The sequence below is a fragment of the Sphingomonas turrisvirgatae genome, from assembly GCF_001721295.1.
Taxonomy (GTDB): Bacteria; Pseudomonadota; Alphaproteobacteria; order Sphingomonadales; family Sphingomonadaceae; genus Sphingomonas; species Sphingomonas turrisvirgatae.
On record NZ_MDDS01000016.1, the window covers coordinates 44,381 to 67,928 of the forward strand.

A 23,548-nucleotide genomic window follows, 5' to 3' on the forward strand; every position below is an offset into this window, starting at 1 on the left:
GGTGCAATAACGGCTGGACGGCGCGTGTCAGCCCCTTCACTCGCGCCAACTGCGGTCGGTGCGATCCACCAGTCGCACCATGGCGGCGAAGTCCGCCGCGCCAGCGCCGCCCGGCACCTGAGCCATGTGCAGGTCGCGCTGATGCACCGCGACGACTTCATCGGCGACGAGCAGTGGCGTGCCCATGCTGGCGGTCGCCACCTGGATCTCGCAGGCACGCTGCAGCGACCAGTGCTTGATGAACGCCTCGGGCAACGTGCGTCCCATGACCAGGATGCCGTGGTTGCGCAGCAGCATGACGCGCTTGTCGCCCAGGTTCATGAGCAGCCGTTCGCCCTCCTCGTCGCGCACCGTCACGCCCTCGAAATCGTGATAGGCGATCTGACCGGCGAAGTTGCAGGCGTAGAAGTTGGTGGGGCGCAGCCCGCCTTCCACGCTGCTGACCGCCATGCCCGCCGTCGTGTGCGTGTGCATGATGCAATGCGCATCGGGCAAATGGCGGTGGAACAGCGCGTGCTGGACGAAGCCGGCGCGATTAACGGGGTAGGGGCTGTCGTCCAGCTTGTTGCCGTCGATGTCGATCTTGACGAGGTTCGACGCCTTCACCTCGCTGAAGTGCAGGCCGAAGGGGTTGATCAGGAACGCGCCATCCTCCCCCGGCACCTTCAGCGTGATGTGGTTGTAGATCATCTCGGACCAGCCGAGCATGTCGAATACGCGATAGCAGGCGGCGAGCTGCTGACGCGCCTCCCACTCGGCTTCGCTGATCTGCGGTTTGTCGGCGGCGGCAGTCGCCATATGGCCTCTCCTTGTTTTTCCGCATGATGGCATGTACGGGGGGCGCAGTCATCTGGGGAGTAGCCAGCCGTCGATCGCGACGGGCCTTTGCGTCAACATACTTGGTCGAGAGACCATGGCGCGAAGGGAGCGGTGTACAGCCGCTCGGGCGAGACCAATGGCGCCATGCTTTCCGCTCCTGGCCGGGCGGGAGGGCGTGGTGTCGTTGAGTCGATCGTCGCCCGGCCCGGAGACTTTTCGTGGAAGCGTTCCTAACATCGACCGCCGTGGTCGCGCTGGCCGAGATCGGCGACAAGACGCAGTTGCTCGCCATCCTGCTCGCTACGCGTTTCAAGCGGCCGGGACCCATCGTACTCGGTATTCTGGTCGCGACGCTCGCCAATCACTTCCTGGCGGCGCTGGTGGGGCAGCAGGTTGCCTCACTGCTGGAAGGCAAGTGGTTCCGTTATCTGATCGCGGCTTCGTTTGTCGCGATGGGGTTCTGGACGCTGATCCCTGACAAGATCGCCGATCTTGAGGACAAGCCGGCGCGGTTCGGCGCATTCCTATCGACCAGCATCGCCTTCTTCCTGGTCGAAATGGGCGACAAGACTCAGGTGGCAACCGTGGCGCTGGGTGCCCGGTTCGCAGAGGTCGGCTGGGTTACCGCAGGCACGACGCTGGGCATGATGCTTGCCAATGTGCCGGCGGTGCTGCTGGGCAACGAATTGATCAAGCGGGTGCCGCTGAGCAAGGTCCGCTTTGCAGCGGCGCTGTTGTTCCTTGCCATCGGCATCTGGCTGCTCGCGCAGACGATGATGGGGCGCTAGGCTGGCGGGATGGGCGAGCAACGCTGTTACCTTGGCATCGAAACTGGCGGCACCAAGCTGCTGGCGCGGCTGGTGCATGGCGCGAGCGTGATTGCGGAGGATCGCTGGCCGACGACGACACCGGACGCGGCGCTGACGGCGATCACCGATCTTGTCGGCGAGCACCGTGTGGATGGTATCGGCATCGCGGGGTTCGGACCGATTGTCGTCGATCCTGCCGCCGCCAATTATGGAGAGGTGCTGGCGACGCCCAAGCCGGGCTGGGCCGGCGCGAACCTGCGCGCCGCGCTCAGCGAGCGCCTGAATGCGCCGGCGGCGGTCGATACGGACGTGAACCTGGCTGCGCTGGCCGAGCAGGATCGTGGTGCAGGGAAGGGCTTTGCGAGCGTCGCCTATGTCACCGTGGGGACCGGCGTGGGGGCTGGTCTCGCGCTTGCCGGGCGGACACTGTCCGGCGCGCTGCATCCTGAGATGGGGCATGTGCCCGTGCTGCGCCTGCCCGGCGATACCTCGCCGAGCGGATGCCCGTTCCACGCCAATTGTGTCGAGGGGCTGGCGGCGGGGCCGGGGGTTCAGGCCCGTTTGCAGGGGCGCAGGCTTGAGGACTCTCCGGCCGATTTCGCCGCGATGGCCGATTATATCGGTCAGCTGTTCGCCACGATCGTGCTCGCCTGGTCGCCGCACCGCATCGTCGCCGGCGGCGGGGTGTTGAGCGTGCCGGGCCTGCGCGATGCGGCGGCGGCGCGGATGGGTGTAGCGCTGGGCGGCTATGGCGTGGGCGATGCCGCCGGTCAGCCGGGCTTCGTGGCGGCACCGATGTTCGAGAACGCCGGCCTGGACGGCGCGCTGATCCTGGCACGTCGCGCGACCTGATAACCGCATCCCGACGAAAGCCGGGGTCTTGTGCGGCTCCGTCCGCTTTCGCCCGAAATCCCGGCTTTCGCCGGGATGACGGACTTGGCCTCAAGCCGCCTTGCGCCGCTCCGCCATCTCCTCGTTCAGCATCTCCGCCAGCAGGAAGGCCAGTTCCAGGCTCTGGCCCGCGTTCAACCGGGGATCGCAATGGGTGTGATAACGATCGGCCAGGTCATGCTCGCTCACCGAGATCATGCCACCGGTGCATTCGGTGACGTTCTGCCCGGTCATTTCGGCATGGATGCCGCCGGCATGGGTGCCCTCGGCACGGTGAACGGCGAAGAAGCCGCGCACTTCCGACAAGATGCGGTCGAACGGCCGCGTCTTGTAGCCGTTCGCCGCCTTGACGACGTTCCCGTGCATCGGGTCGCAACTCCACACCACCGGATGTCCTTCGCGCTTCGCGGCGCGGACGAGCTTGGGCAGGCCGTCCTCGATCTTGTCATGGCCATAGCGGGTGATCAGCGTGATGCGGCCGGGCGTGCGCGTGGGGTTCAGCGTGTCGAGCAGGCGCAGCATCGCGTCGGGCTCGAGGCTGGGGCCGCACTTCATGCCGATCGGGTTGCCGATGCCGCGCAGGAACTCGACGTGGGCCGATCCCTCGAACCGCGTGCGGTCGCCGATCCACAACATGTGTGCGCTCGTGTCGTACCAGTCGCCAGTCAGCGAATCCTGCCGGGTCAAAGCCTGCTCATAGGGCAGCAGCAGCGCTTCATGGCTGGTGTAGAAGTCGGTCGCCTTGAGTTGCGGCACGCTGTCCGCGTCGATGCCGCACGCCTGCATGAAGTCGAGCGCTTCGCCGATCCGGTCGGCCACGCCGGCGAACTTGTCCGCCCACGGACTCTTGCCCATGAAGTCGAGCGTCCATTTGTGGACCTGATGCAGGTTCGCATAACCGCCGCTGGCAAAGGCGCGCAGCAGGTTCAGCGTTGCGGCCGACTGGCTATAGGCGCGCAGCATCCGCTGTGGATCGGGGATGCGCGATTCTGCGGTGAACGCAATGTCATTGATGATGTCGCCGCGATAGCTGGGCAGCTCGACGCCATCGATCGTCTCGGTTCCCGCCGAACGCGGCTTTGCGAACTGACCGGCCATGCGCCCGACCTTCACCGTCGGCAGTTTCGACGCGAAGGTCAGGACGACCGCCATCTGCAGGATGACGCGAAAGGTATCGCGGATGTTGTTGGCGCTGTGTTCGGCGAAGGATTCGGCGCAGTCGCCGCCCTGCAGCAGGAACGCCTCGCCCCGGGCGACCTTGGCGAGTTCCTGCGTCAGCGCACGCGCTTCGCCGGCAAATACCAGCGGGGGGAAGCTGGCAAGCGTATCGGTCGCAGCGGTCAATGCACTCGCATCGGGGTAATCGGGCATCTGGACGGCGGTGGCGTTCATCCAGCTTGCAGGTGACCAGTCCATGCCTTGCTCCAGATTGCGGACATGGACATACCAGTCCTGATGATGCGCGATGCCGTTGGCGGCGATCTGGTTGAGGACGGCGGGATTGGCGCGCTTGCCATCCTCCTCCCACCCCTGAACGGTGGAACCTGGCGTGTCGAACCAGGCGCCGAACGCCGCGCGGGAAAGCGCACGTTCTTCGCGAAAGCGGCGGATTTTGGAGCCAGCAAGCGTCGTCATGGCGGCGGCAGTTACCCGTGCTGGGTAAAGTACGCAAGCCTATTTATCCCGGCGGGGTAAATGCGCCGTGTAATTGGCGATCGCTTTCGCCGGCTGTTCATCGTTCCTACATTTGATCGGTTCGATGCCGACGGGTGAAGGAGTTGCCATGTTCCGCCTAGCCATGCTTGCCATCTTGACGACCAGCGCGCCGGTGCTGGCGCAGGAGGCGGGCGCGCCATCGGGTACGCCGCAGCGGGTGCGCAGCGTGTTGCTGTATGGCGACGAGCAATGCCCCAAGCCGCAGAACGCCGACGAGATCGTAGTCTGCGCCAATGGCGGCGACTCGCCCTATCGGATTCCCAAAAATTTGCGCGAGCGGCCAGTTACGCCGGCGAGCACCAGTTGGGTGCGTCGGGCCGAACTGGTCGACGAGGTCAACCGCGTCGGCGTGCCGGGCAGTTGCACCCCGGTGGGCGCCTTCGGACAGAGCGGATGCACCGTGCAGATGATCCAGCGCTGGGCTGCCGAAAAGAAGGCGCAGAAGGACAAGGACGCGCTCGTTCCCTGAGCGACTGGCGTCTTGACTGCTAGTCGAGGCCGGCGTCGATGGAATCGATGATGCGGCCGCCGGCCATGAACACCGCGGCCGAGCAGGCGGCAAAGAGCAGCCAGCCGCCGATGCCTGGATATTGCTCGAGATAGCGCACACCGCGCTCCACGGCGCCCACGCCGAGCGCGTAGATCACCATGAATGCCTCGAACTTGGTCTTGATCGTGAAGAGTCGCTTCAGACGGTCGAGCATGAAAATGTTAACGCAAGACCCGGGCCAGCGCCGGAAATCCGCCAGTTTTCGTCGAGGATCATGGTTACCTGTCAATTAACTCGACAAGTTCGAGCGCCTCCAGCAGCGCCGCGCGCGCCAGGCCGATCCGCCCCAGCAGCGCCGCGTCAGCGATGTCCGTCTGTGCAATTCGCTCTGGCCAATATTCGGTTACGATCGACGCGATGCGATCCAGCCGAGTTGCATCGACCAGAAAGCGCGGATCGATTGTCGCGGGGTCGGCAACCACGCGCAGGCGCAAGCATGCAGGCCCCCCGCCATTGGCCATCGATTCCCGCACATCGACCAGTTCCAGCTTTCGGATCGGGCCGTTGCCGGCGACATGCGATTCCAGCCAGCGCCATACCGCCGGCGTCTCGCGCGCTTCGGTCGGAAGGATCAGCGCGCTTTCGCCAGTGGGCAGCGTGACCAGCTGGGCGTTGAACAAGTAGGAGCGGATCGCGTCGGCAAGGCTGACTTGCGCAGCCGGCACTTCGACGATCTCGACCTGCGGCATCGCCTGCCGCAACTCGGCATAGAAGCGGTCCTTGTCGGCGAAGGCCTGTTCGTGCGCGAACAGGATACAGCCGTTTGCGACCGCAACGACATCGTTGTGAAAGGCGCCGGCCGCGATCGCCCCTTCGGACTGTTGGACGAACAAGGTGCGCGCGGGATCAAGCCCATGGCGGCGCGCGACCGTTTCGCTTGCCTGACGATGCTGGCGAGCGGGGAAGGGGCCGCCGCTCACGCCATAGACGAATATCTCGACGCCTGGCGCACCGTGATCGGGCGCGAGCCGCATGTGATTGGCCGCGCCCTCGTCGCCGAATGGTGCCGGCACGGGGCCGTGCACCCGGAAGGCATCATGGGCGAAGGCCAGCTTAAGCTGGGCCAGCGTGTGCGGCCATTCATGGCTGCGATGCGGCATGGTGACGAGGTTGGCGACGGTGAGGTGGCAGCGCCCATCCACTGTGTCGGGCGCAGGGGAGACGGTGGCGGCGTTGGCGGCCCACATCGCTGACGCGGAAAGCGCCTGCGCCTGAAGATGCGGCGGTGCGTCGGCATAACTGGTCGCCAGGCTGTCGAGCCAACGATGGTCGGGTCGCGGGTGCGGCAACAGGATGCCCTGCGTAAGTCCGAGTGCGAGGTTCGCCCGCATCTTGGCAATACCCTGCAGCGCGGCGGCACGCGGCGCGGAAACTGCCCCGCTGTTGCGCGTTGCCGCCAGATTGCCGGGGCTGAGCCCCGCATAATTATGGCTTGGTCCGATCAGCCCGTCGAAATTGATCTCAACGCGGGGCATGACGGATCTCAGCCCCCGGTTCGATGTCGAGCGCCGCGGCTGACCTGCGGTCGATCGACACGCCCTCGTCGCCCGATCCCAGCCGCGCATGGCAGGCGCGGAAGTCGGCAAGGCGGCCGCAGGCGACGATGACGGGCTCGCCGCCGTCCGCGATGGTTGTCACCCGGTCGGTACGCGATCCGCGAACGGTCAGTACTTGATCGGTGCGCGCGGTCATCGTCGGGCCGCCATCGAAAATGTCGATGTAATTCTCGAACGCGAACCCCTCATGCTCGAGCATGCGCATCGCCGCACGGCCAGAGGGGTGGGGCAGACCGACGACTGCGCGTGCCGTTTCGCTCAACATCGCGGTGTAGATCGGATGCTTGGGCATCAGGTCGGCGATGAACTGGTTGCCGTGGATTGCGTTGAATTCGTCCGCCTGCTGGAAGTTCATGCCGAAGAAGCGTCCGGCCACCCCGTCCCAGAAGGGCGAACCGCCCGCTTCGTCGATTACCCCGCGCAGTTCGGCGAGGATACGGTCGGCAAAGCGAGCGCGGTGCATGGCGATGAAAAGGTAACGACTGCGCGCGAGCAGGAGGCCGAGGCCGCCGGCGCGCTCGCCCGGATGGAGGAACAGGCCGCCGACTTCGGTCGCGCCTTCCAGATCGTTGACGAGGCTCAGGATCTCGGCGCGAAAGGTGCGGCCCAGCGCCTCGCTGTGCTTGGTAACGGTCCCGATGCGATAGCTGTAGAACGGCCAGCGTTGCCCGACCTGGGTGAAAATCTGGCAGGTGCCGCGAACTTCTCCCGTCTCTGTATTCTCGAGCACCAGCACGAACAGCTCGTCGGTGAGGCTGTCATCGGTCCGAGCAAAGGCTTGCGCGCTGCGTTCGATCTTCGCTTTCAGCGCTGGCTTCTCCGGTGGCAGGTTGGTGAAGCCGCCGCCGGTCAGCTTGGCCATCTCGTACAGCGGCTGAAGATCCTCTTCGCGGGCGGGACGGATGATAAAGGTCATAGGGTGCCCCGTTCGGCGATGCGAAGGATGGTGAGGGCCGACAGCGCCGCGCGTTCGGCGAGGCTCTCGGGAATCAGAAATTCGTCGGCGCTGTGGATCGCGCCGCCGCGAACGCCCATCGTGTCGACCACCGGGACGCCGCAGGCCGCGATATTGTTGCCGTCGCACACGCCGCCAGTCGTGCGCCATGCGATTGCCAGGTCGAGGTCGGCACCGGCTTGCTTGACTAGGCCGAACAGCCGTTCGGCCGCCGGGTCGAGCGGCTTTGGTGGGCGGTTGAAGCTGCCATGGACGTGGATGCGGACGTCATGTTCGGCCTGAACTTGCGCGACCGCAGCGTCGAGCGCGGCCAGTGCGCGGATAATCGCATCGGGCGAGGCGGGGCGGAAATTGACGCGCAGCACGGCGCGGTCGGGCACGACATTGTTCGGTCCGCCGCCGTCGATCCGCGCGGGGTTGACCGCCAGCCCGTCGCTCTTTGCCGCCGCCAATCGCACCGCGAGATCGGCTGCAGCGACAATTGCGTTCCGGCCGTCCTGCGGATTGCGCCCGGCATGGGCGCTGCGGCCATGCACGGTGATCGAGAAATTTCCCGTGCCGCCTCGTGCGCCAGCCAGCGTACCGTCGGGCAGTGCCGGTTCGTAGGTCAGCGCCGCGACCTTGCCGCATGCAGCCTGCGCGATCAGCGAGGCTGAGGACAGCGAGCCGGTTTCCTCGTCGCTGTTCAAGATCACGTCGTAGCCGAACGTCGCCGCCGCGGGGCTCGCCTCGACCGCCTGCAAGGCGGCGAGCATGACCGCGATCCCCCCCTTCATGTCGGCGGCGCCGGGCGCGTTCAGCGTGCCATCGGGCAGCCATGTCGCGGCCTGAAACGGGTGATCGGCTGCAAAGACGGTGTCCATGTGGCCGGTGAACAGCATTCGTACCGGCGCATCCGGCCGGACGCACAAGTGGAGATGTTGACCGTGCGCAATCGGCTGAACCTGTCCCTGTCCGTCGACTGCATCCACCGGTGCAGCATCGACCAGCGCGAGGTCGCCGGGCAGGGTTGAAAAGGCGTCGGCGAGCAGGCCCGCCATCGTCGCCAGTCCGCCCAGGTTGCGCGTGCCGCTGTTGATCGCGACCCAACGTTCGACCTGATCCAGCATCGGTGCCGCACGGACATGTTCGACGGCAGCGAGTTCGGTTGCGCTAAGCCCCATACAGCAAGGTGTATCGGGCGAAACGGCGCTGGTGAACCCCCTCGACCGATAAAAGTAACAGATGATACGGACTAGAAGTCGATCAGGAGCGAGGCCCGGCTGATCGTATCGGTGGTCTTGCGCCGCTCGGGCGGTGCGCTTTCATAGTTCACGGCATAGGACATCTGCGCAGAGAGCGGCCCGAACAGCCGCGCGCGCAACGCGGTCTTGCCGGTAATCGTGCTGTTCGCCTGCTGCACATAGGCCGAGGCGTCCTGGCTTAACGTGATGCCGCGCGAGAGCTTCCAGTCGATGTCCAGCTTGCCGCGCGCGGCCAACTGGCTTTCAGTCGGCGCATCGGTGAAGACGGTGTGGCGGAACGCCGGACCCAGTTCGACATCGATCTTCAGCGCGGCGGTCTTGATCGCGGTATAGCCGGCCCCTGCGGAAACCGAGGCGCGTGCATCGAAGCCGGCGAACCGGTCGCTCTCGAACAGCGCCGCGCCATAGACATAAGCGCGGTCGTCGATCTTCAGATTGGGTTCGTAGGCGGCGAGGTAGCGCTCGCGCGTCGTGACGCCGAGGCTCTCCTGATAATCGGCATGAACGCGCAGCTTGTGGCGCCAATCCAGCCCTTCGCGCTTCAGATCGACGACGCCGGTAAGCCCGATATTCTCGGTATTGCCGGTGCTGACATAGCCGCCGAATTCGGCCCGACCCTTGACCAGGTCGAGGAAGCGCGCCTCGCGGATGCGGCGTTCAGCCTCCTGCTTGCGCGCCTGCTTCCATGCCTTCGCCGCACTTTCGAAATCGGCGGCGCGCTCCTTGTCGGCCGCCTTGGCATATTTGACGATGGCATTCACCGCGCCTTCGTCGCCCGCCTTCATTGCCGCGTCGAGCATGGCTCGCACTTCGATCGATTTTTCCACCGAAGGCGGTGGCGGCGGTGGAAGTGCTGGCGGCACCTCCTCCTGGGGAACGGGCTCGACCAGCGGGATCGGCGCGATCGCGATCTGGGGGAGCGTGTCGGCCTGCGCGGGGATAACGGCAAGCAGCGGCGCGGCGAGGAGGAGCATCGTCTGTCGCATGGTGAACCCGTTAACCGTGCAATGCGGCAAAATCGAGAAGCTGTCTTACTGGTCGATGCCGAGCGGCCCCGCAAAGATCGCCAGCAGCTTTGCGTAGAGCTCGCGCTTGAACGGCACGATCACGTTCGGCAGCTCGGCGGGGGCGATCCATCGCCAGGCACGGAACTCCGGCTCGGCGGTGGCAATGTCGATCGCCTCGTCACCCGCGGTGAGGCGGAACAGGAACCAGCGTTGACGCTGGCCGCGCCATTTGCCTTTCCACACCTTGCCGACCAGATCGTCGGGCAGATCATATTCCAGCTCGTCCGGCGCCTGCGCGATCAACTCGACATGCTCGCGCCGCACGCCGGTTTCCTCCCACAGCTCGCGATAGGCGGCGTCGAGCGGGTCTTCGCCGGGATCGATGCCGCCCTGTGGCATCTGCCACGCTTCCAGCACGTTATCGAGCCGCTGGCCGACAAAGACCTGACCCTGCGCATTGAGCAACATGACGCCGGCACAGGGGCGATAGGGCAGGTGAGCGTATTGGCTCATGCGTTCGCTCCGGCCGCTGCCTGCGCCATGACGCGGTTGGCTTCCGCCTCGACCAGCACGTCCTTGAAAGCGGCCAGCATGCCGGCAACGTCGCCCTGGCTGGAGGGGATGCCTTTACGCAGCGTGATGAAGCCGTGAATGTTGCCCTGAGCCTCGCGAAAGACGACCGGCACGCCGGCGGCGATCAGCGCGCCGGCATAGGCGCGGCCCTGATCGCGGATCGGATCGAGGCTGGCCGTGACGATCACCGCCGGCGGCAGGTTGGCCAGCGATGCCGCGCGCATGGGTGAGCAGCGCGGGTGCGCGGTATCGGCACCGAAGCATTCGGCGAACCACGCCATGGCCCGCTCGGTCAGCACATGCCCTTCGGCAAACTGCTTGAGCGAGGGATAGTCGGTGCCGAGGTCGACAGCCGGATAGATGAGCAGTTGCGCAATCACCGGCACCGCAGCGGGCGCGTCCCGCAGGTCGATCGTGGCAACTGCAGCCAGCTGACCGCCCGCGCTGTCGCCGGCAAGCGCGAGCGATGTGACCTTGCGCCCAAGTTCGGGCGGGTTGGCGGCCACCCAGCGTATCGCAGCTTCGCAATCGTCGGACGCCGCGGGCCATTTATGTTCGGGCGACAAGCGGTAATCGATCGAGATTACAGGCAGGTCGAGCTGTCGCGCCATTTCGGCCGCGATGCTGGCATGCGTCTCGATATCGCCGATCACGAAGCCGCCGCCGTGGAAGAACATGACGGCCGGGCCTGGCTCCCGGCTGGCGCGCGCATCGAACAGTCGGGCGCACAACGGGCCGGCCGGGCCGGGTAGCTCCAGATCGCGCACATCGCCGAGCTCGCCGACCGGCAGATCGACCAGGTCCTTCATCGCGCTATATTGCGCCCGATAGGCTGCGGGCTGGGGCGGCCACTCGGGCTGAGGCATGGCGGCGATCATGTCGAGCAAGGCGCGCACGTCGGGGCGGACGAAGGGGTCGGTCAAGGCATCGTCTCCATACGGCTATCGCCTTCATGTAGGCGAGGTTTCGAAGTGGCGTCCACCGGGCAGGCGAACCTGAGCTTGGCCGTAACGAAAGAAGTTTTTCGCTGTGCGGCGCGCAACGAAGCTGCTAGGCGGCGCGGCATGCTTCGAAAACCGGCCATTATCACCACCCGGACCGCGACCCGCTGAATTGCGCGTCGTGCGGGACCGGGTATCCGCCTAAAAGCATCGATCAGGGCGATCGCCCGCTTAATATTCCACGCAATCATCGCTAAATCGCCGCCGGCCGTCGCCGCGCGGCCGTGTCATTCGAAAGGGCCTGATCCATGGGTTACCGTGTCGTCGTCGCAGGTGCCACCGGCAATGTCGGTCGCGAAATGCTGAACATCCTGGCCGAGCGGGAGTTTCCGATCGACGAGCTGGCGGTCGTCGCATCCTCGCGCTCGACTGGCGACATGGTCGATTTCGGCGAGACCGGTAAGCAGTACAAGGTCCAGAACATCGAGCATTTCGATCCGACCGGCTGGGACATGGCGCTGTTCGCGATCGGATCGGACGCGACGAAGGTGCATGCGCCGCGCTTCGCTGCCGCCGGCTGCGTCGTGATCGACAATTCGTCGCTCTATCGCATGGACCCGGACGTGCCGCTGATCGTGCCGGAAGTGAACCCGGACGCGATCGACGGCTACACCGCCAAGAACATCATCGCGAACCCCAACTGCTCGACCGCGCAGATGGTCGTCGCATTGAAGCCGCTGCACGACGCCGCGACGGTGAAGCGCGTCGTCGTCTCGACCTATCAGTCGGTTTCCGGCGCGGGCAAGGAGGGAATGGACGAGCTGTTCGAGCAATCGCGCAACATCTTCGTGGGCGATCGGGCTGAACCCAAGAAGTTCACCAAGCAGATCGCGTTCAACGTGATCCCGCACATCGACAGCTTCCTGGACGATGGTTCGACCAAGGAAGAGTGGAAGATGGTGGTCGAGACCAAGAAGATCCTGGACCCCAAAGTCAAGGTGATCGCCACGTGCGTGCGTGTGCCGGTTTTCGTCGGCCATTCGGAATCGGTGAACGTCGAACTGCAGGACGAATTGTCGGCCGAGGACGCACAGAAGATCCTGCGCGAGGCACCCGGCGTCATGCTGGTCGATAAGCGCGAGGACGGGGGGTATGTCACGCCGGTGGAATGCGTCGGCGATTATGCGACGTTCGTCAGCCGCGTGCGCGACGACGCCACGGTCGACAATGGCCTGGCGTTCTGGTGCGTGAGCGACAATCTGCGCAAGGGCGCGGCGCTGAACGCAGTGCAGATCGCCGAACTGCTCGGCCGACGGCACCTGAAGAAGGCGTGAGCAAGCCGCGCGGCGGCGGGGTCAGTGCCCTGCAGCCGCCGGGTCGTTCGCGACCGGACCTTTTGGCTTCTTGAGGAACAGCACCAGCGGGATCGCAAGGACGGTGACGATCATCATCGCCTTGAAGTCGTTTAGATATGCGATCATCGCTGCCTGCCGTGTGACTTCGGCGTTGGCCATGGCGAGGATCGCATCGGTCTGGCCGCCCAGATTGGCGAGCAATCCCGGGTCCAGCGTCTGCAGCCGCTCGGCCGTGACATTCTGCGCCAGGTCGGCGTGACTGGTCTGCGTGCTTCGCGCCAGCACGGTCGTGACCGCCGAGATGCCGATCGATGCCCCGATGCTGCGTGAAAGGTTGAGCAGGCTCGCGCCCTCGGTTCGTTGATGCGCGGGCAGGGTGGCAAAGGCCATGCCGTTCAAAGGCATGAAGATGAGCCCCATTCCGAGCCCCTGAACGAAGCCCGAGATGATGAACGGCTGGCTGTTCATCACCAGCGTCCACTGCGTCATGTCGTAAAGCGACCAGGCCGCGAGCGCGAAGCCGGCTCCGACCAGCAGGCGCGGATCGACGCCCTTTGCCACCAGCCGCGCCGAGAGACCCATCGTGAGCAACACGCCGACGCCACGCGGCACCAGCAGCAACCCGGTGTCGATCACCGAATAACCGAACAGGCTCTGCAGCATGGGCGGCAGCAGCGCCATCGTGGCCATCATCACGACACCGACGACCTGCATAAAGCCGAGCGCGGTGACGAGGTTACGGTTCTTCCACAGGCCGCGTTCGAACATCGGGTTCCGGCCCGTCGCCATATGAACTGCGAACATCCACAGTGCGATCAGGGCAACCAGCGTCTCGATCCAGATTTCGGCCGAGGTGAACCAGTCTTCACCCTGCCCACGGTCGAGCATCAACTGAAGCGCGCCGATACCGATGGCGAGCAGCGAAAAGCCGAACACGTCGAAGCTGCGCTTGCGGATCGGGCGGCTGGGCAGCAGGAACCACAGGATCACGAGACAGATCACGCCGAGCGGCAGGTTGACGTAGAAAACCCAGCGCCAATCGAAATTGTCGGTCAGATAGCCGCCGAGCACGGGGCCGAGGATCGGGCCGACCATGATGCCCATGCCCCACACGGCCATCGCGCGCTGCTGGTCCTTCGGCGCGTTGATGTCGAGCATCACCGTCTGGCTGAGCGGGTTCATGAACGCCGCCGCAATGCCCTGAAGCACGCGGAAGGCGACCATTTCCTCAAGGTTCTGTGCCGCGCCGCACAGGGCCGAGGCAATGATGAAGCCGACAATCGAAAGGAGGAACAGGTTGCGCGAACCGATCCGGTCCGAAATCCAGCCGGTAATCGGGATGGCGATGGCCGACGCGACGATATAGCTGGTCAGCACCCAGGTGATGGTGTCGGCCGTCGCACCGAGCGCGGTCTGCATGTGCGGCAGCGCCACGTTGGCGATGGTCGTGTCGAGGATCTGCATGATCGTCGCCAGCATGACGCCGAACGTCAGCAGCCCCTTGTTACGTACCGGCAGCGCCGCGCCCGTCGCTGGGGGCGGCGCGGGCGGCGAACCGGCCTGGTCGGGTGCGGCAGCGGTCGCCATGTTACTTGCCGGTGATGACCTTCACGTCGGCCGACAGGCCGGCGATCAACTGGCGCGGGCTTTTTTCATCGATCGCGACGCGGACCGGCACGCGCTGAGTCACCTTTACCCAGTTGCCGTTTGCGTTCTGCGCGGGGAGGACCGAGAACTCGCTGCCGGTCCCTGCACCGATCGACGCGACATGGCCCTTCAGCTTTAGGCCCGGATAGGCGTCGAAGCTGATCTCTGCCGGCTGCCCGACCCGCATCTTGTTGAGATCGGTTTCCTTGAAGTTCGCCTCGACCCACGATCCGCCCGAGCGCACGATGGTAACGGCGGGCAAGCCGGACATCATCATCTGGCCGACTTGCAGCCGGTCGGACTGGCTGATCACGCCATCGACCGGCGCGCGCCGCGTCGTCCGCGACAGGTCGAGCAGCGCCTTTTCCCGCTGCGCGCGCGCAGCGGCGATCGCGGGGTTGACGCCGGGCACCGCCGCGCCGGTCGAAAGCTTCGATCGAGCCTCTGCCGCGTCGGCGACTGCCCGTTGATAGCTCGCACGCGCCTGCTCCAGGGCATGTTTCGACTGGTCGAAGCGCGCGCGCGTGGTGAAGCCGCGCTGCATCAATGCCGCCTGTCGGGCATAATCCTCTTGCGCCGATGCGATCGTGTCGCGCGCCGCCTGGATATCCGCGCCGGTGCCGGCATAGCTGGCCTGAAGCGTCGTTACCTGGACCTGCGCGCTGGCAATGGCGGCATTGGCTTGATCGAGTGCGATGCGGAAGGGTTCGGGATCGATGCGGAACAGCACGTCGCCAGCCTTGACCGACTGGTTCTCCCTGACTGCGACTTCCACGATACGCCCGGCGACATCGCTGGCGACGCCGACCTTGTCCTGCTGGACATAGGCGTTGTCGGTCGAGACCGATCCGCCTGAGGTCGACCACCAGTATCCGGCGAGCGCGATCAGCAGCAGCGGCACGCCGAACATCAGCAGCGGCCGGAGCCAGCGACGGGCACGGGGGTCGGGCGCGACTTCGATGGCCTCCGCCGTGTCGAACTTGGGATCTGCGTCAGCCATTTGCGGCCTCTTTGCTTTCGTCGGACGTAAGATTGTTGCGGATGCGGGACAGGCTGGCGGCAAGCGCTTCGCGCTCGCTCCCGTCCATCCCGGCGAGGGCGTCTGCAGTCAGTCCGGAGCCGATGCCGCGCAGCTGAGCGAGCAACGGCTGCGCACCTTGCGCAAGATGGATGCGCCAGGCGCGGCGATCCGCAGGATCGCGGCGGCGCTCGACCAACCCGGCCTCTTCCAGCCGATCGATCATCCGGCCGATGGTGATCGGCTCAACCTCCATAATTTCGGCAAGCGCGCCCTGATTACAGCCCTCGTTCCGCGAGAGGATGGTCAGCGTATGCCATTGCGCGCGCGTCACGCCGACGCGACGCGCGCGTGCGTCGAACTCGCGGCGGAGCAGGCGCGCCACATCATTGATCAGGAAACCGATAGGCTCGTTCATCGCGGCAATATAGTAAGCATGCTTATATATGTCCATGCTTACCAGTTGTGTTTCTGGTCGCATGCCGTGCGCCAAACGCAACCCGCCCGGCTTTCAATGTCGCCCCGCGTGCGGCATTCAGCGGCGATGAAAATAAATCGATATGCAGGGTTCGACGACGCGGAACTGTCATGGCGCGAGATTGGCGACGGGCGACCGGTGCTGCTGATCCACGGCTATTTCTCCGATGCCGAGGTCAATTGGGTCAAATACGGCACTGCGGCGCGGCTGGTCGCGGCCGGGTTCCGGGTGATCATGCCCGATCTGAGGGCGCATGGATCAAGCGCGCGACCGCACGATGCAGTTGCCTATCCGCCCGATGCGCTGGCGATGGATGCCGAGGCGCTGATCGCGCATCTTGGTCTGAGCGACTATGATCTCGGGGGCTATTCGCTGGGCGCGCGTACGACGGTGCGGGTGCTGGCGCGTGGCATCGCGCCGCGCCCACGGCGGGTCGTGCTGTCCGGCTTGGGCGACGAAGGGGTGACCGATACCGGCCGCCGCGCGGGCTTTTTCCGCCGGGTGCTGACCAACTTCGGCAGCTTCAAGCATGGCGATCCGGAATTCATGTCCCAGGCTTTCCTGAAGACGACCAAGGGCGATCCGGTCGCGCTGCTCGGCATTCTCGATACTTTCGTCGATACGCCGGCCGAGGCGGTCGCCGCAATCGACTTGCCGGTGCTGGTCGTGGGCGGGGAGAGCGACGACGAGGTGGGATCCTTTGCAGAATTGGCGAAGATGCTGCCGCAAGGGCGGTTCGTCGAGATTCCTGGAAATCACATGAGCGCGGTCACGCGGCCCGAACTGGGCGAAGTGATCGTATCATTTCTGACTGCTTGACCGCTTCGGGGCGCAGGCGCAGTCTGCGGTCATCCATGGCTTTGAGACATTCGAGGGTTTGATGCTTCGCACGGGTATTTCGACCATTGCACTGGCGCTCACGCTGGCCGGTTCCGCCGTCGCGCAGGAGCGAAAAGCGCCGCCACAGCCGACGACAACGAGCGCCGCGACGCCGGCCGCAGCGGATGCGTTCGTCAAGCGCGCGACCGAAGAGGCCGCCGCCTTCTCGATCGACGACGCACGGATCCAGTGGCTGTACGCCACCTATATCAACGACGACACATCCGCGCTCGTCGCGAAGAGCCAGTCCGAGGGCACCGAGATGGCCGTCCGCTTCGCGCTGGAGGCGGCGAAGTACGATAAGGTGAAGGGTCTGTCGCCGGATACGCGCCGGCAGCTCGACATCCTGCGGAGTGGTATCACTTCGCCGGCACCGACGCGTGCGGGTGCGGCGGCTACGCTGTCGAAGCTGCAGACCGACATGCAGACCGTCTACGGCACGGGCAAGGGCACGCTGAAGGGGCAGCCGATCAACGGCAGCGACATTGAGGCGGCGATGGGCACCAACCGCAACCCGGCCGAGTTGCAGGAGATGTGGACCAGCTGGCACGACAATGTCGGGGCGCCGCAGCGTGCCGATTATCAGCGCGCCGCAGGTCTGCTGAATGAAGGCGCGCGCGAACTGGGGTTCAAGGACGTCGGCGCGATGTGGCGGTCCAACTACGACATGTCGCCCGAGGAATTCGCAAAGCTGACCGACAAATTGTGGCTTGAGGTAAAGCCGCTGTACGAGTCGCTCCACACGTATGTGCGGTGGAAGCTTAACGAGAAATATGGCGACACGGTGCAACCCAAGACCGGCCCGATCCGTGCCGACCTGCTCGGCAACATGTGGGCGCAGGAATGGGGCAACATCTATGATGTCGTCGCGGCCAAGGGCGCTGGCGACGTCGGCTATGACGTCGGCGATCTGCTGACCGCCAAGAATTACGATGCAATCAAGATGGTGAAGGCGGGCGAGGGCTTCTATTCATCGCTGGGCTTCGCACCGATGCCGGAGACGTTCTGGAAGCGCTCGCTGTTCCTGAAGCCGGCGGATCGCGAAGTGCAGTGCCATGCATCGGCATGGAACCTCGACAATGTCGACGACCTGCGCATCAAGATGTGCATCAAGGTGAATGGCGACGATTTCGTCACCATCCATCACGAGCTGGGCCACAACTATTATCAGCGCGCATACAACCAGCAGCCGCTGCTGTACCGCACTGGCGCAAACGATGGCTTCCACGAAGCGATCGGCGATTTCGTCGCGCTGTCGATCACGCCGGATTACCTCGTGTCGATCGGCCTGCTCGACCAGAACAAGGTGCCGAGCGCGGACAAGGACACCGGGCTGCTGCTGCGGCAAGCGATGGACAAGGTCGCGTTCCTGCCGTTCGGGCTGCTGATCGACAAATGGCGCTGGGGCGTATTTTCGGGCGGGATCAAGCCGGAAGGGTATCAGGGCGCATGGGACGCGCTGCGCCTGCAATATCAGGGGGTGACTCCGCCGGTGAAGCGAGACGAGACGAAGTTCGATCCTGGCGCGAAATATCATATTCCGGCGAACGTGCCCTATACCCGTTACTTCCTGGCGCGATTGCTGCAGTTCCAATTCTACAAGGCGGCGTGCGACCAGGCCGGGTGGAAGGGGCCGCTGCACCGCTGTTCCTTTTACGGCAACAAGGAAGTCGGCGCGAAGCTGGATGCGATGCTGAAGATGGGCGCGTCCAAGCCGTGGCCGGACGCGCTGGAAGCCTTCACCGGCAGCCGCGAAATGTCGGGCGCGGCGATGGTCGAGTATTTCGCGCCGCTCAAAGCGTGGCTGGACGAGCAGAACAAGGGCAAGCCGACCGGCTGGTGAGCCGTGCGCAGGTGACATGAAAGGGGCCGCGGCGGGCGATCGCCACGTCCCCTTTTTACAAGCTTTGCACAGCGCTCAGGCGCCTGGCGTCTTGTCCTTGCCATCGGGCTTGTCGGCCGGACTGCCTTCGCCCCGCTGGAGTGCGAAGAACACACCGGCCACCGCGGCACCGATCGCGGCAACCCCGCCGATAACCGAAGCGAAGAAGTTGCGGTCGCCCATCTGCTCGCGCTTTTCGGCGACGAACTGCGCTGCGGCGGAGTCCGCGACGCTTTGCTTGGCCGCCTTTGCCGTATCCGAAACCTTGGAGCCTGTCGTCGTCGCAGCGGCGCGTGCCCGGCCCGCTGCTGGCTTGCGCGACGATGCGGGCTTGCCGGTGCTGCTTGTCGTGCTCTTGCGGGCGGCCGCCGTGCGGCGAGGCGGGGGTGGGGGGCCATCCGCGGCGGGCTTGATCGTGGCCTGAGCCGGTGTGGCGCCGGTCGCGCTTGCAGCCGTCGTACCTGACTTCGGCTTGGCCGACCGCTTGGCTTTGGTAGGGGAAGTCGAAGCCGGACCCGGCTTGGTCGGCGCGTCGTTGGCAGAAGTATCCGCCGGTGCGCTCGCCTTCGGCTTGCGGCCAGGCTTGGCCTTCGCTTTGGTAGCAGCGGATGAGCCGGGCTTGCTTGAAGGCTTGCTCGCTGTGATTGCTGCCGGCGTGGTGGCGTCCTCAGGCGTGGCGGCGTCGCTCGACTTGCTTGTAGGCTTGATGGGGGCCTTGGCCATCACGATACTCCGGTAGTTTCGTGGCTGTAACCAACCTGGCCGCATTCGGTTTCCCGCGTCAACGAAAACCCGCTAGGCCGGCATCGTCAGCACCGCGCCAACGGCTGCGATGCGATCAACCTCGACATAGGCCGGATTGGCAAGCTCTTCCCCGAAGACATCCGGATCAAGCTCGCGATAGCGCAGCGTCGCGCCATGTTCCCCGGCGAGCTGCCGCAACGCTTCGTGCAAACGGTCCTGGCCGTCGATGATGGGGCTGCCGGTATAAAGAAGGAAGGCGCCGCCGGGTGCAAGCCGCGACAGCGCCGCAGTGGCCATGTCATAGGCGGCTCGAGCGCCATGCATGTCGCCCCCGTCGCGATAATCGCGGCCGTCTGCATCCATGATATAGGGCGGATTGGCCAGCGCGACGTCGATCCTGCCGCGGACGGGGTCCAGGTTCGAACCTTCCGCCAAAGCTGCGCTCACACCGGCGTGGCGGGCGTTGATGCCGGCAAGGCGAAGTGCCGCGGGGTTGATGTCGGATAGCGTCACCTGCACGTCGGGGCGAAGCCGCGCCGTGACGATGCCGCCCACGCCCGCACCCGCGCCGATATCGACCACCTGCGCGTCGGGCCGGGCCAGCGCGGGAAGTTCGCGGCGGATGAGATCGGCGAAGCGATAACTGTCCGGACCGAAGAAAACCGCGTCCTTGTCGCTCGTCGGATAGGCCGCGTGGAGAAACAACGTGCCGTCCAGGCTGGAGACGCGATAGCGGGCGCGAAAGGTGCCGTCGCCACAGGTGTCCAGTGCGTCGGCCGCGAGCAGCAGCTTCAGGATTGCCGGGTCGACCAGCTCGGGTGCGAAGGGCAGACTCCAGCCGAGAATGTCGCGCAGATCATTGGCCCGGCGACCCGGCGCCCGCGCCAGCACGTGCGCGTGGGAAGCGGGCGTGACCGTGACGAACGCGTAGTGCCGCGCCGCCAGCACGTCGAGCAGTTCGGCCAAGGCATCGTCCTGCGCCGGCAGGCGGGGAGGGCAAGCGGCGGCGGGCGCTTCAAGCGTGGTCATCCAGCTGGAAACGCGCGCCGCGACAACGGGTTGCGATGGCAGGTGCCGATCAGCGGAAGGGCGGCTCGTTGAACGCGCGTAGCTTGCGGCTATGCAGCTTGGCGCCTTCGCGGCGAAGCTCCTCGCACGCCTCGATCCCGATCTTCAGATGCTCGGCGATCGCGCGTTCGTAGAAGCGGTTGGCTTGGCCAGGCAGCTTGAGCTCCCCGTGCAGCGGCTTGTCCGAAACGCAGAGCAATGTGCCATAGGGGACGCGGAAACGATAACCCTGCGCGGCAAGCGTCGCGCTTTCCATGTCGACGCCGACGGCACGGCTCAACGAGAAACGCAGCGCCGAGCGTGAGAAGCGCAGCTCCCAGTTGCGGTCGTCGGTGGTGACGATCGTGCCGGTGCGCAGGCGGCGCTTCAACTCCTCGCCTTGCTGCCCCGATACGGTTTCAGCGGCGCGGGCAAGAGCCTGCTGGACCTCGGCAATGGCCGGGACCGGGATTTCCGGCGGCAGCACGTCGTCCAGCACATGATCGTCCCGCAAATAGGCGTGAGCAAGGACATAGTCGCCGATCCGCTGGCTGGGGCGCAGTCCGCCGCAATGGCCGATCATCATCCATGCCTCCGGCCGCAGCACGGCGAGATGGTCGGTGATGGTCTTTGCGTTGGCCGGACCGACGCCGATGTTGACGAGGGTGATGCCGGTGCCATCCTCGGCCATCAGGTGCCAGGCGGGCATCTGGTGCCGCCGCCATGCGCCGTCCGTAAGCAACGTTTCGGGATCGTCGCCGGCGCGGATGACGATGCCGCCCGGGCCGGAGACGCCGGTAAAGCGGCTAGGCTCGCCACGCTCATTCTGCCCCAACTGCGCGCACGACCATCGAACGAATTCATCGACATAGCGATGATAGTTGGTGAACAGGATGAACTGCTGGGTGTGTTCGGACGGGGTGCCGGTATAGTGGCGCAGACGCGCGAGGCTGAAGTCGGTGCGGAGTCCGTCGAAAAGAGCAAGCGGGCGCGTGCCGTCGAGGCTGATCCAGGTGCCGTCGGCGATCTCGTCTCCGATATGGGCCAGTTCGGTCGCGGGGAAATGCCGCGCGAGTTCGAGTGCCGAAACCTCGTCGAGCCGCAGCGCGTGGCCGGGGTCGAGCACATAGGGGAACGGGATTTCCTGGCGCCCCGAGACGGCGCTGACCTCGACATCATAGTCTTCGATCAGCAGCGTCAGCTGTTCGATGAGGTAGCTGGCAAACATCGCCGGCTTGGTCACGCTGATCGAATAGTCGCCGGGGGTGACGAGCCTGCCGAACGAGCGAGCCGGGGTCGGGCGATCGATTTCGTTGCGATAGACGACGCGGATCTCGGGGTAGGCGAAGCTGCCGTCCTTGCGCCGTGCCGGATCCGGCGCGACCCCCTGCGTCAGATACTGGGTAAGCGCATCCTGAAGACGCGCGACTGATTCATTGTAGAGCCGATCGAGTTCGGCGACGATTTGTTCTGCGGTTGTCATCTTCCACTGCTAATGCGGCGGCATGACGCTGACAAGTCCGGCGCATTTCAGTGGCGTGACGGCGCGCGGGCGCTGACCCGCGCGCCTTGCGGCTCACGCCTGCTCGCTGCCATCCTTGTTGCGCAGCTTGGTCGCGCCGAACGCCGCGCCGGCAACGGCTGCCGCCGCGCCAGCCGCGATCACGGCTGCGGTCTTCGGATTTTCTTTGGCCGCATCGACAACGCCGTCATAGGCATCGCGGATAGCCTCGCCCGCGCCGCTGAGCGCTTCCTTGGCGCGATCGACCAAGGTCGCGTCGTTCGCAGCGCTGTTCTGGGTGGTGTTGGTCTCTTCGGTCATCATGTGTCTCCCTTGCTCGGGTGACAACAGCTTCACCGCTTGCCGGTTCCTGCGCAACGCGGAACCGGCAAGCGGCGAGAAATGTCGGATGATCAGATGGTGTCGAGCAGATGCTCGGCCGAGCTGACCTTGAACTCGCCCGGAGCCTCGACGTTCAGTTGCTCGACGACACCGTCGTTGACCAGCATCGAAAAGCGCTGTCCGCGCGTGCCCATGCCGAACTTGCTGCCGTCCATTTCAAGGCCGACCGCCTTGGCAAACTCGCCATTGCCGTCCGAAAGCATGGTGATTTCGCCCGCGTCCGCGCTCTTGCTCCAGGCGCTGAGCACGAAGGCGTCGTTGACTGCAGTGCAGGCGATTTCGTCCACGCCCTTCGCCTTCAGCTCCGCCGCCTTCTCGACGAAGCCGGGCAGGTGCCGTGCCGAGCAGGTCGGCGTGAACGCACCTGGCACAGAGAACAACGCCACCTTGCGGCCCGCGAAATATTCGTCCGAACTGACCTGCTCCGGGCCGTTTTCGGAGGGCTTGACGAAGGTGGTGCTGGGAATGCGGTCGCCGACTTGAATGGTCATGCTCGTCTCCTGTTGGTCCGCCACGCGCGGTCGTCGACACATCTGGCAGGGTTAGGCGCTTTTTCAAGCGGGGTGGAGCCGATTGGGTGTCCGGCCGTTTTGCTGCGCGATGGAACCGAGTGTGTATCTGACGGGGCAAATTCTGCTGGCCATGCCTGGGATCGGTGATCCCCGTTTTGAAAGAGCCGTGATCGCCATCTGCGCGCACGATACCCAAGGCGCGATGGGTATCGGCGTGGGCGCCACGATCGCGGGCCTGGGCTTTCACGAGTTGCTCGCACAATTCGAGCTTGATCCAAGTGGTGTGCCCGATGTGCCGGTGCATTTTGGCGGCCCGGTCGAGCCTCGGCGCGGTTTCGTCCTGCACTCGACCGACTGGGGCGGGCAGGATACCGTGGACGTTGCCGGGAAATGGGCGCTGTCGGGGTCGATCGACGTGCTGCGTGCGATCGCCGAAGGCGTGGGGCCGTCGCGATGGCTCGTCGCGCTCGGCTATGCCGGCTGGGGTGAGGATCAGCTTGATGAGGAACTGACCCGCCACGGTTGGCTCAACGTGCCGGGAGATCCGGCGATCATCTACGATACCGATGTCGATCTGCGTTGGGAGCGCGGCTTCAAGGCGGTCGGCATCGATGCGCGGTTGTTGGGCGTGGGCGGCGGTACGGCCTGAAGCGCAAGCGGCACGTCATATAAAGACATCTTTATGTTCGGATTGCGCGGCTGCCTTCGATCCGCTAACGGCGCGGCATTGCGCGGGCAGTGCCGGCGCGTCGATTCATATCCGGAGATCATGTCGTGGCCACCGTGCTCGAAAAGACCGATTACGTCGTCAAGGACCTCAGCCTTGCTGCATTTGGGCGCAAGGAGATTGAGATTGCGGAGACGGAGATGCCGGGCCTGATGGCGCTGCGCGAGGAGTTCGGGGCGTCCAAGCCGCTGAAGGGTGCGCGCATTACCGGTTCGCTGCACATGACGATCCAGACCGCGGTGTTGATCGAGACGCTCAAGGAGCTTGGCGCCGAGCTGCGCTGGGCGACGTGCAA

General features: G+C 65.2%; 25 protein-coding genes and 1 riboswitch. Of the genes, 8 read left to right on the top strand and 17 right to left on the bottom strand.

From position 1 onward, the window contains the following. Positions 1 to 36: 36 nt before the first annotated feature. A complete protein-coding gene (locus tag BFL28_RS07595; RefSeq protein ID WP_069319980.1) occupies positions 37 to 798 on the bottom strand; it encodes a class II aldolase/adducin family protein in 762 nt (253 codons plus the stop codon). Positions 799 to 828: 30 nt separating this feature from the next. Beyond that, a riboswitch (yybP-ykoY riboswitch) is annotated at positions 829 to 1,021 on the top strand. Between the two features lie 16 nt (positions 1,022 to 1,037). Between BFL28_RS07595 and BFL28_RS07600 the strand changes: the two genes are divergently transcribed. Further along, complete coding sequence (locus tag BFL28_RS07600) at positions 1,038 to 1,607, top strand: TMEM165/GDT1 family protein (protein WP_069319981.1); 570 nt, start codon at positions 1,038 to 1,040, stop codon at positions 1,605 to 1,607. Positions 1,608 to 1,616: 9 nt separating this feature from the next. Continuing rightward, the gene (locus tag BFL28_RS07605; RefSeq protein ID WP_069319982.1) at positions 1,617 to 2,480 is read left to right on the top strand and encodes an ROK family protein; all 864 of its coding nucleotides are present in this window, start codon (positions 1,617 to 1,619) and stop codon (positions 2,478 to 2,480) included. A gap of 90 nt (positions 2,481 to 2,570) precedes the next feature. Here the strand turns inward: BFL28_RS07605 and BFL28_RS07610 are convergent, their stop codons facing one another. Then, positions 2,571 to 3,935 carry a class II 3-deoxy-7-phosphoheptulonate synthase gene (locus tag BFL28_RS07610; protein ID WP_173655705.1) on the bottom strand — a complete coding sequence of 455 codons (1,365 nt, stop codon included), beginning with the start codon at positions 3,933 to 3,935 and terminating at the stop codon, positions 2,571 to 2,573. 367 nt (positions 3,936 to 4,302) lie between these two features. On the opposite strand from BFL28_RS07610, the gene BFL28_RS07615 reads away from it, so the two are divergent. Next, entirely contained in the window at positions 4,303 to 4,704 is a 402-nt protein-coding gene (locus tag BFL28_RS07615; RefSeq protein WP_069319984.1) for a hypothetical protein, read from the top strand. A 19-nt stretch (positions 4,705 to 4,723) separates the two neighbouring features. Here the strand turns inward: BFL28_RS07615 and BFL28_RS07620 are convergent, their stop codons facing one another. From BFL28_RS07620 to BFL28_RS07650, 7 genes are all read right to left on the bottom strand, one after another. After that, positions 4,724 to 4,939: a hypothetical protein gene (locus BFL28_RS07620; protein ID WP_069319985.1), complete on the bottom strand. Its 216-nt coding sequence runs from the start codon at positions 4,937 to 4,939 to the stop codon at positions 4,724 to 4,726. Positions 4,940 to 5,003: 64 nt separating this feature from the next. Beyond that, entirely contained in the window at positions 5,004 to 6,260 is a 1,257-nt protein-coding gene (locus tag BFL28_RS07625) for an N-succinylarginine dihydrolase (protein WP_069319986.1), read from the bottom strand. Then, entirely contained in the window at positions 6,247 to 7,257 is a 1,011-nt protein-coding gene (locus BFL28_RS07630; RefSeq protein WP_069319987.1) for an arginine N-succinyltransferase, read from the bottom strand. Before BFL28_RS07630 ends, BFL28_RS07625 begins: the two co-directional genes overlap by 14 nt. Further along, a complete protein-coding gene (locus tag BFL28_RS07635) occupies positions 7,254 to 8,459 on the bottom strand; it encodes a hydrolase (RefSeq protein WP_069319988.1) in 1,206 nt (401 codons plus the stop codon). Before BFL28_RS07635 ends, BFL28_RS07630 begins: the two co-directional genes overlap by 4 nt. A 71-nt stretch (positions 8,460 to 8,530) precedes the next feature. Then, positions 8,531 to 9,526 (bottom strand): DUF481 domain-containing protein, encoded by a 996-nt coding sequence (locus BFL28_RS07640; RefSeq protein WP_069319989.1) that lies wholly within the window; start codon positions 9,524 to 9,526, stop codon positions 8,531 to 8,533. Between the two features lie 45 nt (positions 9,527 to 9,571). Next, the gene (locus BFL28_RS07645; protein ID WP_069319990.1) at positions 9,572 to 10,060 is read right to left on the bottom strand and encodes an RNA pyrophosphohydrolase; all 489 of its coding nucleotides are present in this window, start codon (positions 10,058 to 10,060) and stop codon (positions 9,572 to 9,574) included. Next, the gene (locus tag BFL28_RS07650; protein ID WP_069319991.1) at positions 10,057 to 11,043 is read right to left on the bottom strand and encodes an alpha/beta hydrolase; all 987 of its coding nucleotides are present in this window, start codon (positions 11,041 to 11,043) and stop codon (positions 10,057 to 10,059) included. Before BFL28_RS07650 ends, BFL28_RS07645 begins: the two co-directional genes overlap by 4 nt. Positions 11,044 to 11,369: 326 nt before the next feature. On the opposite strand from BFL28_RS07650, the gene BFL28_RS07655 reads away from it, so the two are divergent. Beyond that, positions 11,370 to 12,395, top strand: coding sequence for an aspartate-semialdehyde dehydrogenase (locus BFL28_RS07655; RefSeq protein ID WP_069319992.1), 1,026 nt, complete (start codon positions 11,370 to 11,372; stop codon positions 12,393 to 12,395). Positions 12,396 to 12,416: 21 nt separating this feature from the next. Here BFL28_RS07655 and BFL28_RS07660 read toward each other — a convergent pair whose 3' ends face one another. From BFL28_RS07660 to BFL28_RS07670, 3 genes are read right to left on the bottom strand one after another with little or no spacing between them, the layout of a single operon-like run. Beyond that, positions 12,417 to 14,003 (bottom strand): DHA2 family efflux MFS transporter permease subunit, encoded by a 1,587-nt coding sequence (locus BFL28_RS07660; RefSeq protein ID WP_069319993.1) that lies wholly within the window; start codon positions 14,001 to 14,003, stop codon positions 12,417 to 12,419. Between the two features lies 1 nt (position 14,004). Beyond that, positions 14,005 to 15,063 (bottom strand): HlyD family secretion protein, encoded by a 1,059-nt coding sequence (locus BFL28_RS07665; protein WP_069319994.1) that lies wholly within the window; start codon positions 15,061 to 15,063, stop codon positions 14,005 to 14,007. Continuing rightward, entirely contained in the window at positions 15,056 to 15,499 is a 444-nt protein-coding gene (locus tag BFL28_RS07670) for a MarR family winged helix-turn-helix transcriptional regulator (protein WP_069320009.1), read from the bottom strand. The genes BFL28_RS07665 and BFL28_RS07670 overlap by 8 nt, the downstream gene beginning before the upstream one ends. A gap of 126 nt (positions 15,500 to 15,625) precedes the next feature. Here BFL28_RS07670 and BFL28_RS07675 point away from each other — a divergent pair, with 126 nt between their 5' ends. Continuing rightward, complete coding sequence (locus BFL28_RS07675) at positions 15,626 to 16,378, top strand: alpha/beta fold hydrolase (protein WP_069319995.1); 753 nt, start codon at positions 15,626 to 15,628, stop codon at positions 16,376 to 16,378. Positions 16,379 to 16,439: 61 nt separating this feature from the next. Beyond that, positions 16,440 to 18,281, top strand: a complete 1,842-nt coding sequence (locus BFL28_RS07680; protein ID WP_069319996.1) for a M2 family metallopeptidase — start codon at positions 16,440 to 16,442, stop codon at positions 18,279 to 18,281. A 75-nt stretch (positions 18,282 to 18,356) separates the two neighbouring features. On the opposite strand, the gene BFL28_RS07685 is transcribed toward BFL28_RS07680, so the two are convergent. From BFL28_RS07685 to BFL28_RS07705, 5 genes are all read right to left on the bottom strand, one after another. Further along, positions 18,357 to 19,043, bottom strand: a complete 687-nt coding sequence (locus BFL28_RS07685) for a hypothetical protein (RefSeq protein WP_069319997.1) — start codon at positions 19,041 to 19,043, stop codon at positions 18,357 to 18,359. A 72-nt stretch (positions 19,044 to 19,115) separates the two neighbouring features. Beyond that, complete coding sequence (locus BFL28_RS07690; RefSeq protein WP_069319998.1) at positions 19,116 to 20,093, bottom strand: methyltransferase; 978 nt, start codon at positions 20,091 to 20,093, stop codon at positions 19,116 to 19,118. A 49-nt stretch (positions 20,094 to 20,142) separates the two neighbouring features. Continuing rightward, complete coding sequence (locus BFL28_RS07695; RefSeq protein ID WP_069319999.1) at positions 20,143 to 21,594, bottom strand: AMP nucleosidase; 1,452 nt, start codon at positions 21,592 to 21,594, stop codon at positions 20,143 to 20,145. A 93-nt stretch (positions 21,595 to 21,687) separates the two neighbouring features. Continuing rightward, positions 21,688 to 21,933 (bottom strand): hypothetical protein, encoded by a 246-nt coding sequence (locus tag BFL28_RS07700; protein WP_069320010.1) that lies wholly within the window; start codon positions 21,931 to 21,933, stop codon positions 21,688 to 21,690. Positions 21,934 to 22,025: 92 nt separating this feature from the next. Next, positions 22,026 to 22,505 (bottom strand): peroxiredoxin, encoded by a 480-nt coding sequence (locus BFL28_RS07705; protein WP_069320000.1) that lies wholly within the window; start codon positions 22,503 to 22,505, stop codon positions 22,026 to 22,028. A 109-nt stretch (positions 22,506 to 22,614) separates the two neighbouring features. On the opposite strand from BFL28_RS07705, the gene BFL28_RS07710 reads away from it, so the two are divergent. Next, entirely contained in the window at positions 22,615 to 23,175 is a 561-nt protein-coding gene (locus tag BFL28_RS07710; RefSeq protein ID WP_069320001.1) for a YqgE/AlgH family protein, read from the top strand. 125 nt (positions 23,176 to 23,300) lie between these two features. Then, positions 23,301 to 23,548, top strand: a 248-nt coding sequence (locus BFL28_RS07715) for an adenosylhomocysteinase (RefSeq protein ID WP_173655703.1), incomplete at its 3' end; no start/stop codon positions are given.

Excerpts from the sequence above, each read along its gene's own strand:
- BFL28_RS07685 (WP_069319997.1), bottom strand. The coding sequence starts at position 19,043 with ATGGCCAAGGCCCCCATCAAGCCTACAAGCAAGTCGAGCGACGCCGCC.
- BFL28_RS07690 (WP_069319998.1), bottom strand. The coding sequence starts at position 20,093 with ATGACCACGCTTGAAGCGCCCGCCGCCGCTTGCCCTCCCCGCCTGCCG.
- BFL28_RS07635 (WP_069319988.1), bottom strand. The coding sequence starts at position 8,459 with ATGGGGCTTAGCGCAACCGAACTCGCTGCCGTCGAACATGTCCGTGCG.
- BFL28_RS07615 (WP_069319984.1), top strand. The coding sequence starts at position 4,303 with ATGTTCCGCCTAGCCATGCTTGCCATCTTGACGACCAGCGCGCCGGTG.
- BFL28_RS07625 (WP_069319986.1), bottom strand. The coding sequence starts at position 6,260 with ATGCCCCGCGTTGAGATCAATTTCGACGGGCTGATCGGACCAAGCCAT.
- BFL28_RS07655 (WP_069319992.1), top strand. The coding sequence starts at position 11,370 with ATGGGTTACCGTGTCGTCGTCGCAGGTGCCACCGGCAATGTCGGTCGC.
- BFL28_RS07695 (WP_069319999.1), bottom strand. The coding sequence starts at position 21,594 with ATGACAACCGCAGAACAAATCGTCGCCGAACTCGATCGGCTCTACAAT.
- BFL28_RS07710 (WP_069320001.1), top strand. The coding sequence starts at position 22,615 with ATGGAACCGAGTGTGTATCTGACGGGGCAAATTCTGCTGGCCATGCCT.
- BFL28_RS07675 (WP_069319995.1), top strand. The coding sequence starts at position 15,626 with ATGAAAATAAATCGATATGCAGGGTTCGACGACGCGGAACTGTCATGG.
- BFL28_RS07630 (WP_069319987.1), bottom strand. The coding sequence starts at position 7,257 with ATGACCTTTATCATCCGTCCCGCCCGCGAAGAGGATCTTCAGCCGCTG.
- BFL28_RS07705 (WP_069320000.1), bottom strand. The coding sequence starts at position 22,505 with ATGACCATTCAAGTCGGCGACCGCATTCCCAGCACCACCTTCGTCAAG.
- BFL28_RS07700 (WP_069320010.1), bottom strand. The coding sequence starts at position 21,933 with ATGACCGAAGAGACCAACACCACCCAGAACAGCGCTGCGAACGACGCG.
- BFL28_RS07680 (WP_069319996.1), top strand. The coding sequence starts at position 16,440 with ATGCTTCGCACGGGTATTTCGACCATTGCACTGGCGCTCACGCTGGCC.
- BFL28_RS07660 (WP_069319993.1), bottom strand. The coding sequence starts at position 14,003 with ATGGCGACCGCTGCCGCACCCGACCAGGCCGGTTCGCCGCCCGCGCCG.
- BFL28_RS07670 (WP_069320009.1), bottom strand. The coding sequence starts at position 15,499 with ATGAACGAGCCTATCGGTTTCCTGATCAATGATGTGGCGCGCCTGCTC.
- BFL28_RS07645 (WP_069319990.1), bottom strand. The coding sequence starts at position 10,060 with ATGAGCCAATACGCTCACCTGCCCTATCGCCCCTGTGCCGGCGTCATG.
- BFL28_RS07620 (WP_069319985.1), bottom strand. The coding sequence starts at position 4,939 with ATGCTCGACCGTCTGAAGCGACTCTTCACGATCAAGACCAAGTTCGAG.
- BFL28_RS07605 (WP_069319982.1), top strand. The coding sequence starts at position 1,617 with ATGGGCGAGCAACGCTGTTACCTTGGCATCGAAACTGGCGGCACCAAG.
- BFL28_RS07595 (WP_069319980.1), bottom strand. The coding sequence starts at position 798 with ATGGCGACTGCCGCCGCCGACAAACCGCAGATCAGCGAAGCCGAGTGG.
- BFL28_RS07665 (WP_069319994.1), bottom strand. The coding sequence starts at position 15,063 with ATGGCTGACGCAGATCCCAAGTTCGACACGGCGGAGGCCATCGAAGTC.
- BFL28_RS07610 (WP_173655705.1), bottom strand. The coding sequence starts at position 3,935 with ATGGACTGGTCACCTGCAAGCTGGATGAACGCCACCGCCGTCCAGATG.
- BFL28_RS07640 (WP_069319989.1), bottom strand. The coding sequence starts at position 9,526 with ATGCGACAGACGATGCTCCTCCTCGCCGCGCCGCTGCTTGCCGTTATC.